This is a genomic window from Mycobacterium yunnanensis (assembly GCF_025823185.1).
GTDB classification, from domain to species: domain Bacteria; phylum Actinomycetota; class Actinomycetes; order Mycobacteriales; family Mycobacteriaceae; genus Mycobacterium; species Mycobacterium yunnanensis.
This window is the reverse complement of record NZ_JACKVK010000008.1, coordinates 1,329,149-1,347,082: the sequence shown is the minus strand read 5'-3', so window position 1 is coordinate 1,347,082 and position 17,934 is coordinate 1,329,149. Positions and strand designations below refer to the sequence as shown.

The window sequence follows — 17,934 nt, the reverse complement described above, 5'->3', positions numbered from 1 at the left end:
GTGCGTTTCACGATCGTGTTTCGGGGCCACCGTCGTGGCGCACTGACGAAGGGGACGCCCGATGCACGCTCTCACCTTGGACTGGCGGCACCGGCGCGGGTACTCATTGCAGCGCGCGGTCGCCAACCCCTTCGCCGCCGCGGTCGAGCAAGCCGTCGACGGTAATCCGACGGTCGATCAAGTGCGCAGCCGGCACGAGGCGTTCCGGTCGGCGTGCACGCTCGGCGTCATGACGTGTTCGGCGGCCCAACTCGACGACCCGGCCCTGGCGGCCTGGGTCCGCAGCCGTGGAGTGAGCGTCGAGGTCGTGAGCATCGAGCAACTCGACTTCGCCATCTCTGCAGGCATCCGTCCCGCGCACATCGTCGTCCAGGGCAGCGAATCGGCCGCCGCGCCCCTGCGCAGGGCCGCCAACATCGGAGTCGGCGGCTACGTCATCGGGTCGGCGGGGCAGGCGGCCGTCCTCGCGACGGCCGTAACCCGTCGGACCCCCATCGTCGTCGACGTCACCGACGACGACGGGGCGCTCGAGCACGCCATACGCCGCACCAGTCCTCTCGAGCTGGTCGGCGTGCGGATGAGACTCGTCGGCGGCCGCGTCTCGCACCTCGGCGAGGCGACATCGGCCGTGATGGCCACGATGGCCGACGTCCGACTGCGCCACGGAATCCTCATGACCCGGCTCAACCTCGCCGACGTCGAAATGCGCGGCCTCACTCCAGGTCTCGTTGCCCGCAGCGCCGCCGCCATCGAGGACGCCGTGGACGAATCGTGCGCCCGACACCGCTTCCCCCGGCCCATCGTCGTCCTCTCCCCACCGACGAACCCGACGAGGCCCTAAGTGGGTGACGGTCGAAATCCGTCAAGGTCCGCACCGGCGGCGTAAGGGAAGCGTAAAGAGCGCCGGTAGCGCCGTTTTCGAGAGCTAGCTTTCAAATCGGTGGCCGTCGCGCGAGCGCCGAGGCCGCCGCGAGTGGGGCGTCCGCCCTCTTGCCCCCTGAACGGAGATGAAATGTCGGTGTTGCTGTACATCGTGCTGACGGTGGCGATCTTCGCGCTGCTCGGCCTGGTGCAGAAGTTGGTCGAGGGACTGTGAGCATCCAAAACGCGATCGGCCTCGTGCTGGCCGCAGGTCTCGCGGTGTTCATGGTTGCCGCCCTGCTCTTCCCGGAGAGGTTCTAGTGAGTTCGACGACTGCGGGCTTGGTCTTCCTCGCCCTCCTCATCGTGGCGCTCGCCGCCGTGCACGTTCCCCTTGGTGACTACATGTTCCGCGTCTACGACTCGGAGAAGGACACCCGCGTCGAGCGGCTCATCTATCGGGTCATCGGCGCCGACCCGAAGGCCGAACAGAGTTGGGGCGCGTACGCCCGCAGCGTGCTCGCGTTCTCGGCCGTCGGCATCCTGGCGCTCTTCGCGCTGCAATTGCTGCAGGGCAAGCTGCCGCTGCACCTGAACGACCCGGCGACGCCGATGACCCCGGCACTGGCCTGGAACACGGCCGTCAGCTTCGTCACCAACACCAACTGGCAGGCCTACTCCGGTGAGAGCACCCAGGGGCACCTCGTCCAGATGGCCGGTCTGTCGGTGCAGAACTTCGTCTCCGCCGCCGTCGGCATGGCCGTCGCGGTCGCGCTGGTCCGCGGTTTCGCCCGGCGACGCACCACCGACGTGGGCAACTTCTGGGTCGACCTGGTGCGCGGCACGATTCGCATCCTGCTCCCGATGGCACTCATCGCGGCGGTGATCCTCGTCGCCGGTGGCGCGATCCAGAACTTCCACCTGCACGACCAGATCGTGACCACCCTGAACGGGACGCAGCAGACCATCACCGGTGGCCCCGTCGCCAGCCAGGAGGCCATCAAGGAACTCGGCACCAACGGGGGCGGCTTCTACAACGCCAACTCCGCGCACCCCTTCGAGAACCCCACGGCGTGGACCAACTGGGTGGAGATCTTCCTGCTGCTGGTCATCTCGTTCTCGTTGCCGCGCACGTTCGGCCGGATGGTCGGCGGGCCGAAGGGTCGCAAACAAGGTCTAGCCATCGTCGCCGTCATGGGCGTCATCGCCACGTTCAGCGTGTCGCTGATGATGCTGTTCCAGATTCAGGCCCACGGCACCGTCCCGACGGCGGTGGGCTCGGCGATGGAGGGTGTCGAGACGCGCTTCGGCGTGCCGGACTCGGCGGTCTTCGCCAGCGCGACCACGCTGACGTCGACCGGCGCGGTCAACTCCTTCCACGACTCCTACACGAGCCTCGGCGGGTTGATGACGCTGTTCAACATGCAGCTCGGCGAAATCGCCCCTGGTGGTACGGGTTCGGGTCTCTACGGCATGCTGATCCTGGCGATCATCACGGTGTTCGTCGCCGGGCTCATGGTTGGACGCACCCCGGAGTACCTCGGCAAGAAGATCACCCCGAGGGAGATCAAACTCGCCGCCGCCTACTTCTTGGTGACCCCGCTGATCGTCTTGACCGGCACGGCCGTCGCGATGGCGCTGCCCGACCAGCGCGCCTCGATGCTCAACACCGGTCCCCACGGCCTGTCGGAAGTGCTGTACGCCTTCACCTCCGCGGCCAACAACAACGGCTCGGCCTTCGCCGGCATCAGCGTCAACACCACCTGGTACAACACCGCGTTGGGCCTGGCCATGGTGTTCGGCCGCTTCCTGCCAATCATCTTGGTGCTCGCGCTGGCCGGCTCGCTGGCCCGGCAAGGAAGCACCCCGGAGTCCGTCGGGACGCTGCCGACGCATCGGCCGCAGTTCGTCGGCATGGTCGTCGGCGTCACCGTCATCCTCGTGGCCCTGACGTTCCTCCCCGTCTTGGCGCTTGGTCCCCTCGCTGAAGGAATCCACTGACATGTCCACCCCCACAATCGATTCGACCCCAACCGAGCTCTCCCACCACACCCCGGCGAAGGCCGGCGTCAAGGGCGGGCTGCTGGATCCGAAGATGCTTTGGCGCTCCATGCCCGACGCCGTGAAGAAGCTGGATCCGCGCACCCTGTGGCGCAACCCGGTGATGTTCATCGTCGAGGTCGGTGCCCTGTGGGCATTGGTGTGCACGGTGCTTGACCCGTCCTGGTTCGGCTGGCTCACCGTCGTCTGGCTATGGCTCACGGTGGTCTTCGCCAACCTCGCCGAGGCCGTCGCCGAAGGCCGGGGCAAGGCCCAAGCCGACACGCTGCGCCGCGCCAAGACCGACATGGTCGCGCGACGACTCGACGGCTGGGCCCCCGGTGTGGCGGGCACCGAGGAGGAAGTGGCAGCCCCACTGCTGCGCCAGGGGGACCTGGTGGTCGTGGAGGCCGGTCAGGTGATCCCCGGTGACGGTGACGTCGTCGAGGGCATCGCCTCGGTGGACGAGTCCGCCATCACCGGCGAGTCCGCTCCGGTGATCCGTGAGTCCGGTGGAGACCGGTCCGCGGTCACCGGCGGCACCACGGTGCTGTCGGACCGCATCGTCGTGAAGATCACCCAGAAGCCCGGCGAGAGCTTCATCGACCGGATGATCGCGCTCGTCGAAGGCGCCAACCGCCAGAAGACGCCCAACGAGATCGCGTTGAACATCCTGCTCGCGGCGCTGACCCTAATCTTCGTCTTCGCCGTCGCCACCCTGCAACCGATGGCGATCTTCTCCAAGGCCAACAACCCCGGCGTCGCAGACTCACTGGCGCTCGACGCCAACGGCGTCACCGGCATCGTGATGGTGGCCCTGCTGGTGTGCCTCATCCCGACGACCATCGGCGCCCTGCTCTCGGCCATCGGCATCGCGGGCATGGACCGCCTGGTGCAACGCAACGTGCTTGCCATGTCCGGACGCGCCGTCGAGGCCGCCGGAGACGTCAACGTGCTCCTGCTCGACAAGACGGGCACCATCACCCTGGGCAACCGGCAGGCGGGTGAATTCCTGCAACTCGACGGCGTCACCCCCGAACGATTCGCCGATGCCGCCCAGCTCTCCAGCCTGGCCGACGAGACGCCCGAGGGCCGTTCGATCGTGATCTACGCCAAGGAACGCTTCGGCTTGCGGGCCCGTACGCCCGGGGAGCTCACCGGCGCGCAGTGGGTCGAGTTCACCGCCGCCACCCGCATGTCGGGGGTCGACCTGGAGGACGGTCACCAGCTGCGCAAGGGTGCGGCCGCGTCGGTCGCCGAGTGGGTCCGCGCCAACGGCGGAACGGTCTCTCGGCAACTCGGCACGCTGGTCGACTCGGTGTCCTCCACCGGCGGCACACCGCTGGTGGTCGGTGAACTGCGCAACGGCACGGCCACCGCCCTCGGCGTCATCGCGCTCAAGGACGTCGTCAAGCAGGGCATGCGCGAACGGTTCGAGGAGATGCGCCGGATGGGCATTCGCACGGTGATGATCACCGGCGACAACCCGTTGACCGCCAAGGCGATTGCCGACGAAGCCGGCGTCGACGACTTCCTGGCCGAGGCCACCCCCGAGGACAAGCTCGCCCTGATCAAACGCGAACAGGAGGGCGGCAAGCTCGTCGCGATGACCGGTGACGGCACCAACGACGCGCCCGCCCTGGCGCAGGCCGACGTCGGCGTCGCCATGAACACCGGCACGTCGGCGGCCAAGGAGGCCGGCAACATGGTCGACCTCGACTCCGACCCGACCAAGCTCATCGAGATCGTCGAGATCGGCAAGCAGCTGCTGATCACCCGGGGCGCCCTGACCACGTTCTCCATCGCCAACGACATCGCCAAGTACTTCGCGATCATCCCGGCGTTGTTCGTGACGTTGTTCCCGGGCCTGGACCTGCTCAACGTCATGCGGCTGCACAGCCCGCAGTCGGCGATCCTGTCCGCGGTCATCTTCAACGCCATCGTCATCATCGCGTTGATCCCGTTGTCGCTGCGCGGTGTGCGCTACACCCCCAGCAGCGCCTCCAAGCTGCTGAGCCGCAATCTGCTCATCTACGGCGTCGGCGGCATCGTCGCCCCGTTCGTCGGCATCAAGCTCATCGACCTGTTGATCCAATTCCTCCCAGGGATGTCCTAAACATGAACGTGCAGAACCTCATCCGTCAACACTGGGCCGCGGTCCGCGCCCTGCTGGTGCTCACCGTCGTCACCGGGGTTGCCTATCCGCTGGTCGTGTGGGCGGTGGCCATGCTGCCCGGCCTGAACACCCGGGCCAACGGGTCGATCGTCGAGGTCGCGGGCAAGCCGGTCGGCAGCTCGCTGATCGGTCAGCTCTTCACCGACGCCGACGGCAACCCCATCCCGAAGTACTTCCAGAGCCGGCCGTCGGCTGCCGGTGACGGCTACGACCCGCTGTCGACCAGCGCGAGCAACCTCGGGCCGGAGAGCATCGTGGACACGCCGGCCGACCCGTCGCAGCTCAAGCCCGGCGGCGACCCTTCCGAGGCCGGCTACAAGCCCAGCCTGCTGACCGAGGTGTGCTCCCGCAGTGTCGCGGTCGGAACGGTTGAGGGCCGCAACGGCTCTCGCCCGTTCTGCACCGGTGGCGGCGTCGGCGCCGTGCTGTCGGTCATCGGTCCGCGTGACGCGCAGGGCAACGTCGTCAGCCCGACCCGGGTGATCAGTGTCAACGAGCCGTGCACTACCACCAAGGCCCCGTTCCTCAACAGCTACGAGGGCGTGAAGGTCGAATGCGCCACCTTCGGCGAGGACTACGCCATTGGCCAGATCGTGCCGATTCACGGTGCAGCCAGCGGCGATCCGGCCGTGCCCGCGGACGCGGTCACCGCCAGCGGCAGTGGGTTGGACCCCGACATCTCCCCCGCCTACGCCGACATCCAGGTCGACCGGGTGGCGAAGGCCCGCGGCATCGGCGTCGACCAGGTCCGGGAGCTGTTGAGCGCCAACACCGATGGACGCGTCCTGGGCTTCATGGGCGAACCGACGGTGAACGTGCTGCAACTCAATCTGGCCCTGGACCAGAAGTACCCGGCGAAGAGCTGACCGATGACGGGTGCCTCGTGACCCCGACCGCCGACCGCGCCAAGTCGACCCCGGCCAAGACCAAGGTTCTGGTGGTCGACGACGACGCGCAGGTGCTACGTGCGCTGCGGATCAACTTGTCGGTACGGGGTTACGAGGTCATCACCGCCGCCTCGGGGGCGGCGGCGCTGCATGCGGCGGCCGAGCGCCGACCCGACGTCGTGATCCTCGATCTCGGACTGCCCGACATGTCCGGCGTGGACGTGCTGGAGGGGCTGCGCGGGTGGATGACCGCGCCGGTAGTCGTGCTCTCGGCGCGCACGGATCCTGGTCAGAAGGTGGAGGCGCTGGACGCCGGTGCCGACGACTACGTGACGAAGCCGTTCAGCATGGACGAATTCCTCGCCCGGCTGCGCGCAGCGGTGCGACGTGGCGTGACGACGGCCGGTGCCGCTCAGCCCGTCGTACACGCGGCCGCGTTCAGCGTCGACCTGGCGAACAAGAACGTCACCCGCGCCGGGACCAACGTGCACCTGACCCCTACCGAGTGGGGAATGCTCGAGATGCTGGTCCGCAATCCGGGCAAGCTGGTGGGGCAGGAAGACCTGCTCAAGGAGGTGTGGGGACCCAGCCACGCCACCCAATCCCATTATCTGCGTGTGTATCTCGCACAACTTCGCCGCAAGCTCGAGGACGATCCGTCCCAGCCCAAGCACTTGCTCACCGAACCGGGCATGGGATACCGGTTTCAACCGTGACACGCGAAAGGGCCGACGGGCGCGAGGCGCCGTCGGCCCTTCACCGTCGGAATCAGGCCGCTGCGATACGGCCGGAGGTGGCGGCGGCCGGGGTGAGGGTGACGGCCGGCCGGGCGAGCTGCCACCGCGCGCAACCCTCGGTGAGGGCGTCGTCGACGGCCGAGACGATGGAGGACAGCTGGGCGCCGTGGCCCTTGACCCAGATGTCACTGGACCCGCCGCTGAGCATGATGCGGTGAATCGGTGAGCCGCAGGTCTTCAGCAGCGCCGAGCGGCACAGCAGCCGCTCGGCTTGCGAGGCCCACTCCACTGCGCCGCCGGAATCGTCGACGTCGCCGTGCAATCCGATGACCTTGAGCCTGCGGTTGCCCAGTACCAGCGGGGCGTCGTCGTCGAGGTAGACGTACTTGGTGCGTTGCGCAACCTCACTGAGACGGCCGATGTGACGTTCGGTGGACACGATGAAGCGGAAGACACCGAGGTTCACGGCACGACGGATGGAGTCCGTCTGGACACCGCACCGGAAGACGACCTGCGTGGGGCGCACGCCGTTGAACTGGACGAGGTCCAACTCCTCCTCGTCGCGAGCGGTCACGGTGACGCCGTGGACTCGCACCCAGGCCGCCAACTCGCGATCTCGCAACGTGGCGGCGGGCACGCCGCACCCCGCGCCGGCGAGGACGTTGCGCATGAGTCGAATCGACTCGTGGAGTAAGGGAACGGAATCGTCGGTGTCCAGAGCTAGCGTCATGTCCTCAGGTCTACGCCGGGCGACGGCCGCAAGACCGGGTCCATACGCAGCTCTGACGACGGGTCGGCGAATACTTACGCCTCCTTGACCCCGACAGCTGATGCCGTGTGGCCGGCTCACGCCCGGGTGTGGGGGTCGTCGCCGTCGCCAGCGCGGCGAATCTGAGGCCACTGGCCAGATGTGTGGCATAGCGGGCGGAGAACGTGCCCCAACGATCGCTCGGCCTCGCAAGACTGGGAACTGCGTCGAGGACCCACTGGTGGATCACCTCGACGGACCCTTCCCCCGCCGGCTCTGCAGCCTCGGAGACGCCCCACCTACCGGCGATCGGCCCGTGCCGATCGCCGCCGAACGAGGAGCACGCATGCCGTCAGTCTTGATCACCGGCTCCAACCGCGGAATTGGGCGAGCCATCACCGGGGAGTTTCGTCGCCGCGGCTACCGCGTCGTCGCCACCGCGCGAGATCCGCGCTCACTGGCAGCGCTCGACGTCGACCAGCGCCTCGCCCTCGACGTGACCGACGACGCCAGCGTGACCGCCGCCGTCGACGCCGCCGGTGACATCGACGTCGTAGTGTCCAATGCGGGCGTCATCTTCTACGCCGCCGTCGAGGCCACCCCGTTGACCGCGCTTGAAAACGTGTTGCAGCTCAACACCATTGGCGCCATCCGCGTAGCCCAGGCAGTGCTCCCCGGCATGCGTGCGCTGGGCCGCGGGCGCCTGCTGTTCATGTCCAGCGTCGTCGGACGCATCGTCCTACCACCCGGTGCCGCTTACGCGGCGACCAAGTGGGCGCTGGAAGCCCTCGTCGAAGCGCTGGCCATCGAGATCGAGCCCTTCGGAGTGAAGGCTGCCCTCTTGGAACCTGGTGCGGTGAGTTCGGGTGCGTTGGACGACGTCACGACCTACGCGCTACTCGACGACCCCTATGCGGGCCAATCCTCTGGCGGCGGAGCGCGGTCCGAGCTGATCACCCCCGAGCAGGTGGCCGTGGCAGTCGCCGACGCGGCCGAGACCGACCCGTTGCCCCTGCGAATCCCGATCGGCGATGCGGCTCTGCGACTCCTTGCCGCCCGCAAGCGCGCTCCCGACGATGCCCCCTTCCGGCCGGACAAGACGTCATGACGGCCGCGATACTGATCACCGGGGCAAGCGGTCTGTTGGGCACGCACGTCGTCGAGTCCCTGCTGACGCGGGTAGCCGCCAGGCACGGTGGCCGCGTTGTGCCGCGATCCGACGGCTCCCGACGATCTCGGCGTACGTGCGGTCGACGTCCGATGAAGACCGGCCGCAGGGCAGGACGGTCGTGTCGCGGCATTCCAAGCAGAACGACAGTGACACCGAGACACCCCGGTGCAGACGAAGGGAACACGAGCGTTGAACGGCGAAGATCGCAACCTGCACCCCATCTTGGTCACGGGTGCCACCGGCGGCCACGGCAACACTGGCGAACACCTCGTCCGACGATTGACCGCTGCGGGACATCCGGTACGGGTGCTGTCTCGACGACCCAACGCGCGGACTCGGCGAATGACCGAGCTAGGGGCGGAACTCGCTGTCGGTGACCTGCACGACCGACGCACACTGGTTCCGGCGTTGCAGGGTGTCGACCTCGCCTACTTCGTCTATCCGATCGACGACGGAATCTGTTCAGCCGCTGCCAACTTCGCCGCCGCGGCGCGGGAGGCGGGACGCTACCCACGCACGGTGGTGATGTCCATGGGCCCCGCGAATCCCGAGCATCCCAGCGCTCTCGGCCGGGCGCAGTGGCTAGCCGAGCAACTCCTTGGCTGGGCCGGGTTGAACCTGACCATCCTGCGCGTCGCGGCTCTGTTTCACGAGAACATCGTCGCGCTCCACGCTCAGTCGATACGACACGACAACACGATCCGCAACTGTTTTGGCCAAGGGGCGGTGCCCTGGATCAGCGGTCGTGACGCCGCCGACCTCGCTGCGACGGCGCTGCTGAATCCTGAGGTCTTCGGGTCGGATCCCGTCCAGTACGTGTCTGGATCCGAGGACGTTGGCCATGCGGAGATTGCGCAACTGCTTACCGACCTCCTGGACCGACCGATTGACTTCGAATCCGTCGGTATGGAGCAATGGCGTGAGGAACTGGTCGACTTGTCCGACATGGACGACACTGGGACGGTGAACCCAGCAATGGCCCAGCACATCTCGGCGGTTGCCGCCCGGATCGCTCAGAACGCCCCGACGACGACCGCCGATCCCGATCGGCTGGAGCATCTGATCGGACGCCCGTGCACCCGGTTGCACGCATTTCTCAGCGCCAACCGCGACGCGTTCGGCACGCCGCTTTGAACGAGCCCGTCGAGCGTGCGACGGCCCTCCGCGGCGACGCGCCGCACCGCATTGGTGTACTCGTCGTCCCGGACAGCGTGCCACTGGAGGTACTGGTCAGTCAGTCGGTATTCGGACCACCCATTCCGGCAGTCGCCGACGTGATGGGCATCTCTCGCCAATTGCCGTACGAGGTCGTCCTGGTCGGCGAGCGTCCACGCTTCGTGCTGGCGCGGGGGGTGGACGTCGGCCCATTGGCCCCGCTGGACTCGTTGCAGGACTGCGACACCGTGATCGTGCCCGGCGTCGCCGAACCGCTCGTCGAGCGAAGTGCGGAGCTGCTCGACGCGCTAAGGAAGGCCGCCGTGACCGGCGCCCGGATGGTGTCCTTCTGCGGCGGTGCATTCATCCTCGGCCAAGCCGGCGTGCTCGACGGTCGTACCGTCACCACGCACTGGCTGCTGGAGCCGGAGTTTCGCGCAAGGTTCCCGCACATCAGTCTCGACGTCGGCAAGCTTTACATCGACGACCCCCCGGTACACACCTCTGGTGGCATCATGGCGGCTACCGATCTGGCGATTCACCTCATCGCGCTCGACCGAGGCCAGGCCGTCGCCAACGACGTCGCCCGGGTGCTGGTGAGTGCCCCGCAACGCGACGGCGGCCAGGCACAGTTCGTCAAGGACCAACTGCGCAGCGACGGCAGATCTTCCGTCGACGGACTGTTGCGATGGGTCAGAGACCACCTGCACGAACCCATCACCCTCGCCGACCTCGCCCGGCACGAGCACCTCAGCGAGCGAAGCTTGGTTCGTGCCTTTCGCGCGGAGGTGGGAATGACCGCGCTGCAATGGATCACCCGCGAGCGGATCAATCGCGCCAAGGTGCTTCTCGAGACGACCGACTTTCCCGTCGGCGACATCGCCGTCATGGTCGGCTTCGGGTCGCGCGAGACCCTGCGCCGCAACTTCGAGCGGATCGCCGGCACCACCGCCGGCGGCTATCGTCGGATGTTCCGCGACCGGAGCGCCGACGTCGCGGGAAGAATTGCCTGAGGGCCGTGCCCCCGGCCTCGACGCCAACGATTCCGGCCCTCGATGCCCCGAAACGATCAGCCAGCGTCCCCGAGTGGATAGGGTAACCGTCTCGGAACCGGCTGTCACCACCCGAAGGGCGACAGGGGCAGTTCCCGCTGATGGACGAAAGGGTCTCGCGTGCAACAGAACACGGCACCAGCCGCCACGTCTCACCTGTCGCGGTCACTTGGACTTTGGGCAATCGTCGGGCTCGGTCTTGGCTACATGACCCCCATGACGGTCTTCGACACGTTCGGCATCGTGTCGGAGGAGACCAACGGCGTGGTGCCGCTCGCCTACCTCGTCGCGCTCGTCGCCATGGTGTTCACCGCGGTCAGCTACGGCCGGATGACCCGGGTCTTCCCCTCGGCCGGGTCGGCCTTCACCTACGCCTCGGAGGTCATCCACCCCAACGTCGGCTTCCTCGTCGGATGGTCCTCGTTGCTCGACTACCTGCTGTTGCCGATGGTCAACGCGGTCATCGGGCGGATCTACTTCGAATCGTTCTTCCCGGACGCCCCGTCGTGGATCTTCGTCCTCGTCTACGTCGCGATCGTCACCGTCCTCAACTGCTGGAGCATCAAGGGCACGTCGAACGTCAACGGCGTGCTCGTCGTCTTTCAGACGGTGCTCATCGGCGCCTTCGTCGTCCTGACCTATCTCTCGTTGTCGCGCGGCCTTGGCCAGGGCACCGCCCTGACGCTCGAACCGCTGTATCACGCCGGCGTGGACATGGGGGCAGTCATCGCCGGCGCCACCGTCGTGTGCTTCTCGTTCATCGGGTTCGACGCGATCACGATGTACAGCGAAGAGGCCAAGACGCCCAGCACCGTGCCGAAGGCCATCGTCCTTGCCCTCCTCATCGGCGGTGCGATCTTCCTTCTCGGGGCATGGTTCGCCCAGAGCGCATTCCCCACGCTCGACGGCTTCGAGGTCACCGACGACACGCTGCCGGAGCTCGCACTCAAGGTGGGCGGCGAGTTCTTCAAGATCCTGTTCGTCTCGGCGGCGTTGGCCGCCATGTTCGCCTCGAGCCTGTCCTCGCACGCCAGCGTCTCCCGCATGATCTACGTGATGGCCCGCAATCAGACGGGCCGCATCCCGCGCTTCCTGTCCTACATCCACCCCAGGTTCCTGACCCCGCTGCACGCCGTGCTGATCGTCGGCGCCGTGTCGCTGCTGGCCTTCAGGTTCACGCTCGAATTCGTCTCGGCGATGATCAATTTCGGTGCCCTCATCGCCTTCACCGTCGTCAACCTGACCGTGCTCCTCTACTTCGCCGTGCACCAGAGGAAGCGACACACGCCGGTGGAGATCTTCACCAACATCGTGCTGCCCGTCATCGGCATGTCCCTGACGGCGGTGCTGTGGCTGAACCTGCACTTCGACGCGCTTCTCTACGGTGCCATTTGGTTCGTCATCGGCCTCGTACTGCTGGTGTACGTCACCCGCGGGCTGCGCAAGCCCCTCACGATGAGGATCGAAGAGGAAACCCTCTCCGAGGAGGGCACCCCGATCGAGCACGTCGAGCACGGCAAGAGAGGTGCGGACGAATGAAGCTCGTCGTCGGTTACCTCGCCACCGCAGGCGGTGCCGATGCGCTGGCGCTTGGAGTGCGACTCGCCCGGACCCTCGGCGCCGAGCTCGAATTGCGAATGGTGTTGTCGCCCGATGACGTCACCACGCCTCGCATCACCGCCGACAAATTCCACGACGTGCTCGCCGGGCAGAGCTCGGCCTGGCTCGACGACGCCATGGCCCTGGTGCCCGACGACGTTGTGGCCAAGGCCGAGGTGCTCATCGGGGAGTCCGTCGCCGAAGTGCTTGGCGAGGAAGCACTCCGGCTGGGCGCCGAGGCCCTGGTCGTCGGCGGATCCGGCGGCGGTCTGGCCGGCAGCCTGGCGCTGGGTTCCTTCGTCGACGACCTGCTGCACTCGGCACCCGTGCCGGTGGCGGTGGCGCCGCGAGGAACCCGGCACTCCGAGGTGCAGCGCGTCCGCAGCGTCACCTGCGCGATCGGCGATCGCCCCGGCGCTGCGCGCCTACTCGACATGGCGGTCGCCGCGAGCCGAGCCACCGGAGTGCCGCTGCGGTTGGTCTCGCTGGTGGCGCTCGACAAGCACGGTGAGGAGGGTGTCGAGGCCGCTCGCGCGCATGCCTACGCCACTTTGGCTGCCGTGAAGTCCACCCTCCCAGAAGGCGCTGCGGTCACCGCCATCGTTGCCGACGGCGACACGGTCGAGGCAGCCGTCGACGGACTCGACTGGGACCCAGCCGATCTGCTGATGCTCGGGTCGAGCCGCCTGGCCCCGCCCCGCCGTCTGTTCATCGGTTCGACCGCGGCCAGGATCTTGCGGGTCCTGCAGGTGCCCATCGTCGTGACTCCCGGCGAGGACGCCGCCCCGGGCACGTAGTCACGGCCCTCGTCGGCGCAACCGGTCGGCGTCGAGAAGAATCGACGCCATGGCCCTGGACCGAACCCGACCCACCGTCACCGTGTGCCGGGGATGCTGCTGCGGCACCGCGAAGAAGCACCCCGACACCGACCACCCAGCTCAGCTCGGCGTGCTGCGCGATCTGATGCGCGACGTCGCCGATCTGCGGGTCACCGACTGCCTCGGGCCGTGCGAGCGTTCCAACGTCATGGTGGTCACGCCGTCGGACGGCGGACGCCGCTGCGGCGGACGGTCGACCTGGCTGGGCTACGTCTTCACCGACGACGCGGGATCGGACATCGCCGACTGGTTGCGCGAGGGCGGGCCCGGATTGGCCGAGTTCCCGCGAAGCCTGCGGCGGTATCGATTCACGAGATCGAGAAGGCGTCGTTGACGACGGGCATCAGCTCGAGACTGCGCAGCTGCCGCGGTCGACGGACGTCGGCCCTGCACCGCTGGGCCGGATGTCGAAGTCGAAGATCGCCGTCGGCAGATAGAGCGAGCAGCACGCGTTCGGAATGTCGACGACACCGCTGACCCGGCCTTCGATTGGCGCCGCGCCGAGGAGCAGGTACGCCTGGGGGCCGGAGTAGCCGAACTTCTCCAGATAGCGCACCGCGTTCAGGCAGGCATTGCGATAGGCGACGGTGGTGTCGTTGTACAGCTGAGTGTCGGTGTCGTGGTCGACGCCGATCCCGATGAACGTCACGAATTCCGAGTACCGCGGTTCGACGTTGCCTGGCATGAGGATCGGGTTCGTCGTCACGCCGTAGGTCTCCATGCCGCCCTTGATCAGGTCGACGTGGAAGTCGATGAAGCCGCCCATCTCGATGGCGCCGCAGAACGTGATCTCGCCGTCGCCTTGGCTGAAGTGGAGGTCGCCGCCGGAGAAGAGTGCGCCCGGCACGTGCACCGGATAGAAGACTCGCGAGCCGCGGGTGAAGTTCTTGATGTCGTGGTTGCCGCCGTTTTCGCGGGCCGGTACCGTTCGGGCGCCCTCCCGACCGATCTTGGCGAGCACCTCACCGGTTGCCGTGCCGCCGAGCACCGATTCCTCCAGCGGGGGCAGGGCCAACGCCGGTATCCGGCCGGGGTCGGTGTCGATCAACGCCTGCTCGCGGCGGTTCCACTGCGACAACAGTTGTGGTGACGGTGCGGTGCCGAAGAGTCCCGGATGGGTGATGCCGGTGAATTCGACACCGGGGATGTGCCGCGACGTGCACTTCTGGCCGGAGAAGTCCCAGATGGCCTTGTAGGCGTCCGGGAAGTAATCGGTGAGGAAGCCGCCCCCGTTGGCCTTGGCGAAGATGCCGGTGTACCCCCAGCCCTGTCCCGGTAGGTCACCGACTTCTTGTGGCACCGGGCCCAGATCGAGGATGTCGACGACGAGCAGGTCGCCGGGCTCGGCGCCTTCGACGTAGATGGGGCCCGACAACATGTGGGCATGACTCAGGTCGACGTCGCGCACGTCGTTGGCCGAATCGTCGTTGTGGATCTGTCCGTCGGTCCACTCCCGGCATTCCACCCGGATCGACTGTCCGGGTCGAACGTTGACCGCCGGCGGGATGTCCGGGTGCCACCGGTTGTGACCGGGTACCGCCTGGTCGCGCATCGAACGGGCTTGGTCCACGGTGAAGACAACGTCGGGCACTGGGGTTCCTCTCGTCAGGGGCGCGGTAACCGGGCGTGCCGCGGATCGGTGGTGATCGGCGTGGCTCGGCGCGAGCGGCCCGGCACCGACCGCACGACCGCCGGCTCGCTGGCGCTCGCCGCCGCGGCGTCGTGTCGTCGACGCAGGTTGGGATCGAGTGCGTTGAGCCCCGGTGCGCCGAACACGCGTCGCGCCGGGGAGGTGCACTCGGGGCATCCGGCGTCTGCAGAGACCGCCGACATCGGTCGGTTCAGCTCGAAGCTGCCACAGGAGTCGCAGTCGTAGGTGTAGGTCGGCATGGCCGCTCCATTGCAACACGACGGGTGTCGGCATGCATCTCGCGCAGGGCGCCCATTGCACCTCGCGACAGTGAATGTTGCCGCCGCGCAGCACTATTCGGTCGTTGTTAACACTGTGGGTCCGACGGGCGCCGTTCACCCTTCTCCACGTCAACGTTGGGTCTCGGCGTGCGGTCGGAAATTGGTCGTTCGTCGGGGTTTGGCGCCCCTGCCGCGGGGCACTGCGCCCCGAGACACGACGAGGAGCACCATGCCTGCAACCACCACACGCCGCCAACTCCGCGAATGCCTCGACGACGTCGACTTTCCAGCGGACAAGGACACTCTTCTATCAGCGGCCGAACGCCGCTCCTGCGACGACGACACCATCCGGGCGCTGCGATCGATCCCGCCCGAGACCTACGCCGGATTCGCCGAAGTGCTCGCGTCCGTCCCGCTGACCGACGACGTCATGACCAATGGCGAGAGGGGTGCCGCGCACCGAGTACACGCCAAGCCGGGTGTCACCCAAAGGGACCGAGACGTGCCACCAAATCCGATCACCGAGGAACTCGGCGAAAACCGCAAGAAGTGAGGGCTCGTCACCATGAGCGGACCCATCAGCCCCGACCCGGTGCGGGAATGGCGCCCTGACCACCTACCGGTCTACGTGTCCAACGGGCTGATCGGGTTGCGGTTCGAGGCCGTGCCGCTGCACGGCGTGGCCACGGTGAACGGCTTCGTCGGCCCGGACCCCCGCGACGAGGTGGAGTCGCTGTTGCCAGTCCCCTACCCGTTGACCGGTGACGTGGTCATGGATGGCATCCCGATCTCGGCATTTCCCGCCGGAGCACTGCTGCGCGAGCAGCGGTACGACTTCGCCCGTGGCGAGGTGCGCACTGCGCTGGCCGTGACCATCGGGGGTGTGCGCGCCGACGTCGGCGTCCTCACGGTGTGCAACAAGGCCTTCCCGACGATCGCGATGCAGGAGGTGACCGTACGGGTCGACTCCGGTTGCGAGCTCGAGCTGTCCGCCGGCGTCGACGCCGGCGGGCCGCTGGGCATCCCGTTCCTTGCCGAGCTGGGTTCCGACGGCCGGTACGGGTCCGCGGACGGCGTGCTGGGCTGGCGCGAACCAAGCGGCATGTCCTCGTGCGGCTTCGCCTGGGCCACCGAGCTCGCCGGCGCCGAAGGCTGCACCCCCGAGTTCAGGCACACCGTCACAGGCCGCACCACGACCGCCTACCGGATCGCGGCCCAGCCGGGCCGCGAGTACCGGCTGCGCCAGCTCACCAGCGTGGTCACCGACGCGTTCCACTGGGAGCCGCACCTGCAGGCAGTCCGAATGCTCGACGACGCGTCGCAGCGCGGCTTCGACGCGTTGCTCGCCGAGCACGCGCAGCGGTGGGACGAACTGTGGCGCGGCCGCGTCGAGCTGACCGGCGCGCCCAGCCGGTGGCAGGCGCTCACCGACGCGGCGTACTTCTACCTTCAGACTTCGGTTCACCGCGCCTCACCGGGCCACACCTCGCCGTTCGGCATGGCCTACTGGCCGGACTACCACTACTACCGCGGCCACGTGATGTGGGACATCGAGACCTTCGCGGTGCCCACCCTGCTCCTCACCCAACCCGACGCGGCGCGGGCGCTGCTGGGCTACCGCCGTTCCCGACTGGGTGGTGCGCGTTCCAACGCCGAGGCGCAGGGATACGCCGGGGCGCAGTTTCCGTGGGAGAGCGGCCCCCGCACCGGCCAGGAGGCGACCCCGATGGGCGGGGAGGCGCCGGCCACCGAGCATCACGTCAGCGCCGACGTGGCGCTGGCCCTTGCCCAGTACGTGCACGCCACCGGGGACGACCAGTTCGCCCGCGAGGCGACCTGGCCGGTGCTCACCGAGGTCGCCCGATGGATCGCCAGTCGCGTTCGGCAGACCGGACGGGGCTACGAGTTTCAGCGCGTGGAGGGGGTTGCGGAGACGGGCGGACCGGTGAACAACAACGCCTTCGTCAACATGTCGGCGGCCATGGCGCTACGCGAGGCGACGGCTCTCGCCTCCGAGCTCGGCTTCCGCGCGAACGACGTGTGGACGCGCATCGCCGACGACCTCGTGCTGCCCAGGAACGCGGACGGGGCGATCGTCAACCACGACGACTACAGACCGGACGAGCCGAAGGGATCCACCCCCGAGGCCGCCGCCGGACTCTTCCCCGTCGGTTATCCGGTCGACCCGGAGACGCAGCGGCGCACCCTCGCCGCGGCCGTCGGCAACGTCGACGACTACCTCGGTTCACCGATGCTGTCGGCCGTTGCCGGTGTGTACGCGGCGCGACTCGGCGAGCGGGACCGGGCGCTCGAGCTGTACGAGCGCGGCTTCGCCGAGTTCGTGCAACAACCGCACGTCGTCGTCTGCGAGTACAGCCCGTCGGTCTACCCGGACCAGCCGCGCGCGGGCCCGTTCATCGCCAACATGGGCGGTTTCCTCACCGGCTGCCTGTACGGGCTCACCGGGATGACTCTGCGCGCGGGCGATCCTGCCGGCTGGTGCAGCGGACCGGTGACGATGCCGCAGGGCTGGGACGGCGTGCACGTCGACCGGCTGTGGGTCCGCGGCCGTCCGGCGACGCTGACGGCCGTCCACGGTGAGGACCGCGCGCGACTGGACTTCGCGTGATCGCGGACGCCGAGGGCTGCGCCCATTCCGGTTGACGAACGAGGTCTTCGTCCTCAGTGGTCTCACAGCGCTGCGCTGCAATCGTGGGCGT

18 protein-coding genes are annotated in these 17,934 nt (G+C 67.8%); 15 read left to right on the top strand and 3 right to left on the bottom strand.

The features are described 5' to 3' along the window. The first annotated feature begins 61 nt into the window (after window positions 1-61). The 7 genes from H7K45_RS16430 to H7K45_RS16400 all read left to right on the top strand — a co-directional run bounded on the left by H7K45_RS16430 (window position 62) and on the right by H7K45_RS16400 (window position 6,679). Window positions 62-841, top strand: coding sequence for a type III PLP-dependent enzyme domain-containing protein (locus tag H7K45_RS16430; RefSeq protein WP_263996856.1), 780 nt, complete (start codon window positions 62-64; stop codon window positions 839-841). Between the two features lie 99 nt (window positions 842-940). Continuing rightward, window positions 941-1,096 (top strand): hypothetical protein, encoded by a 156-nt coding sequence (locus H7K45_RS16425; RefSeq protein ID WP_263996855.1) that lies wholly within the window; start codon window positions 941-943, stop codon window positions 1,094-1,096. Further along, entirely contained in the window at window positions 1,093-1,182 is a 90-nt protein-coding gene (gene kdpF / locus H7K45_RS16420) for a K(+)-transporting ATPase subunit F (protein ID WP_263996853.1), read from the top strand. Before H7K45_RS16425 ends, kdpF begins: the two co-directional genes overlap by 4 nt. Next, window positions 1,182-2,861: a potassium-transporting ATPase subunit KdpA gene (gene kdpA, locus H7K45_RS16415; protein WP_263996851.1), complete on the top strand. Its 1,680-nt coding sequence runs from the start codon at window positions 1,182-1,184 to the stop codon at window positions 2,859-2,861. The genes kdpF and kdpA overlap by 1 nt, the downstream gene beginning before the upstream one ends. Before the next feature lies 1 nt (window position 2,862). After that, entirely contained in the window at window positions 2,863-5,016 is a 2,154-nt protein-coding gene (gene kdpB, locus H7K45_RS16410; protein WP_263996850.1) for a potassium-transporting ATPase subunit KdpB, read from the top strand. Between the two features lie 2 nt (window positions 5,017-5,018). After that, a complete protein-coding gene (locus H7K45_RS16405; protein WP_263996849.1) occupies window positions 5,019-5,942 on the top strand; it encodes a potassium-transporting ATPase subunit C in 924 nt (307 codons plus the stop codon). A gap of 17 nt (window positions 5,943-5,959) precedes the next feature. Continuing rightward, window positions 5,960-6,679: a response regulator gene (locus H7K45_RS16400; RefSeq protein WP_263996848.1), complete on the top strand. Its 720-nt coding sequence runs from the start codon at window positions 5,960-5,962 to the stop codon at window positions 6,677-6,679. Between the two features lie 52 nt (window positions 6,680-6,731). Here H7K45_RS16400 and H7K45_RS16395 read toward each other — a convergent pair whose 3' ends face one another. Continuing rightward, complete coding sequence (locus H7K45_RS16395; RefSeq protein ID WP_263996847.1) at window positions 6,732-7,430, bottom strand: hypothetical protein; 699 nt, start codon at window positions 7,428-7,430, stop codon at window positions 6,732-6,734. Window positions 7,431-7,794: 364 nt separating this feature from the next. Between H7K45_RS16395 and H7K45_RS16390 the strand changes: the two genes are divergently transcribed. The 6 genes from H7K45_RS16390 to H7K45_RS16365 all read left to right on the top strand — a co-directional run bounded on the left by H7K45_RS16390 (window position 7,795) and on the right by H7K45_RS16365 (window position 13,637). Further along, entirely contained in the window at window positions 7,795-8,556 is a 762-nt protein-coding gene (locus H7K45_RS16390) for an SDR family NAD(P)-dependent oxidoreductase (protein WP_263996846.1), read from the top strand. A gap of 228 nt (window positions 8,557-8,784) precedes the next feature. Further along, window positions 8,785-9,753, top strand: a complete 969-nt coding sequence (locus H7K45_RS16385; protein WP_263996845.1) for an NmrA family NAD(P)-binding protein — start codon at window positions 8,785-8,787, stop codon at window positions 9,751-9,753. Then, entirely contained in the window at window positions 9,750-10,787 is a 1,038-nt protein-coding gene (locus tag H7K45_RS16380) for a GlxA family transcriptional regulator (protein ID WP_263996844.1), read from the top strand. The genes H7K45_RS16385 and H7K45_RS16380 overlap by 4 nt, the downstream gene beginning before the upstream one ends. A gap of 159 nt (window positions 10,788-10,946) precedes the next feature. Beyond that, window positions 10,947-12,365 (top strand): APC family permease, encoded by a 1,419-nt coding sequence (locus tag H7K45_RS16375; RefSeq protein WP_263996843.1) that lies wholly within the window; start codon window positions 10,947-10,949, stop codon window positions 12,363-12,365. After that, the gene (locus H7K45_RS16370; RefSeq protein ID WP_263996842.1) at window positions 12,362-13,222 is read left to right on the top strand and encodes a universal stress protein; all 861 of its coding nucleotides are present in this window, start codon (window positions 12,362-12,364) and stop codon (window positions 13,220-13,222) included. The genes H7K45_RS16375 and H7K45_RS16370 overlap by 4 nt, the downstream gene beginning before the upstream one ends. Window positions 13,223-13,271: 49 nt before the next feature. Next, window positions 13,272-13,637, top strand: coding sequence for a (2Fe-2S) ferredoxin domain-containing protein (locus tag H7K45_RS16365; RefSeq protein WP_263996841.1), 366 nt, complete (start codon window positions 13,272-13,274; stop codon window positions 13,635-13,637). 9 nt (window positions 13,638-13,646) lie between these two features. Here H7K45_RS16365 and fmdA read toward each other — a convergent pair whose 3' ends face one another. Together fmdA and H7K45_RS16355 are read right to left on the bottom strand one after the other, a co-directional pair. After that, window positions 13,647-14,894 carry a formamidase gene (fmdA, locus tag H7K45_RS16360; RefSeq protein ID WP_263996840.1) on the bottom strand — a complete coding sequence of 416 codons (1,248 nt, stop codon included), beginning with the start codon at window positions 14,892-14,894 and terminating at the stop codon, window positions 13,647-13,649. Window positions 14,895-14,908: 14 nt separating this feature from the next. Then, window positions 14,909-15,193, bottom strand: a complete 285-nt coding sequence (locus H7K45_RS16355) for an FmdB family zinc ribbon protein (RefSeq protein ID WP_263996839.1) — start codon at window positions 15,191-15,193, stop codon at window positions 14,909-14,911. 250 nt (window positions 15,194-15,443) lie between these two features. Here H7K45_RS16355 and H7K45_RS16350 point away from each other — a divergent pair, with 250 nt between their 5' ends. Both H7K45_RS16350 and H7K45_RS16345 read left to right on the top strand, forming a co-directional pair. Continuing rightward, window positions 15,444-15,767, top strand: a complete 324-nt coding sequence (locus tag H7K45_RS16350; protein ID WP_263996838.1) for a DUF2795 domain-containing protein — start codon at window positions 15,444-15,446, stop codon at window positions 15,765-15,767. 12 nt (window positions 15,768-15,779) lie between these two features. Next, window positions 15,780-17,843 carry a glycoside hydrolase family 65 protein gene (locus H7K45_RS16345; RefSeq protein ID WP_263996837.1) on the top strand — a complete coding sequence of 688 codons (2,064 nt, stop codon included), beginning with the start codon at window positions 15,780-15,782 and terminating at the stop codon, window positions 17,841-17,843. Window positions 17,844-17,934: the final 91 nt, after the last annotated feature.

Coding starts and splice junctions, on each gene's coding strand:
- H7K45_RS16405 (WP_263996849.1), top strand. CDS start 5,019: ATGAACGTGCAGAACCTCATCCGTCAACACTGGGCCGCGGTCCGCGCC.
- H7K45_RS16345 (WP_263996837.1), top strand. CDS start 15,780: ATGAGCGGACCCATCAGCCCCGACCCGGTGCGGGAATGGCGCCCTGAC.
- H7K45_RS16430 (WP_263996856.1), top strand. CDS start 62: ATGCACGCTCTCACCTTGGACTGGCGGCACCGGCGCGGGTACTCATTG.
- H7K45_RS16370 (WP_263996842.1), top strand. CDS start 12,362: ATGAAGCTCGTCGTCGGTTACCTCGCCACCGCAGGCGGTGCCGATGCG.
- H7K45_RS16355 (WP_263996839.1), bottom strand. CDS start 15,193: ATGCCGACCTACACCTACGACTGCGACTCCTGTGGCAGCTTCGAGCTG.
- kdpB (WP_263996850.1), top strand. CDS start 2,863: ATGTCCACCCCCACAATCGATTCGACCCCAACCGAGCTCTCCCACCAC.
- H7K45_RS16390 (WP_263996846.1), top strand. CDS start 7,795: ATGCCGTCAGTCTTGATCACCGGCTCCAACCGCGGAATTGGGCGAGCC.
- H7K45_RS16395 (WP_263996847.1), bottom strand. CDS start 7,430: ATGACGCTAGCTCTGGACACCGACGATTCCGTTCCCTTACTCCACGAG.
- H7K45_RS16350 (WP_263996838.1), top strand. CDS start 15,444: ATGCCTGCAACCACCACACGCCGCCAACTCCGCGAATGCCTCGACGAC.
- H7K45_RS16365 (WP_263996841.1), top strand. CDS start 13,272: ATGGCCCTGGACCGAACCCGACCCACCGTCACCGTGTGCCGGGGATGC.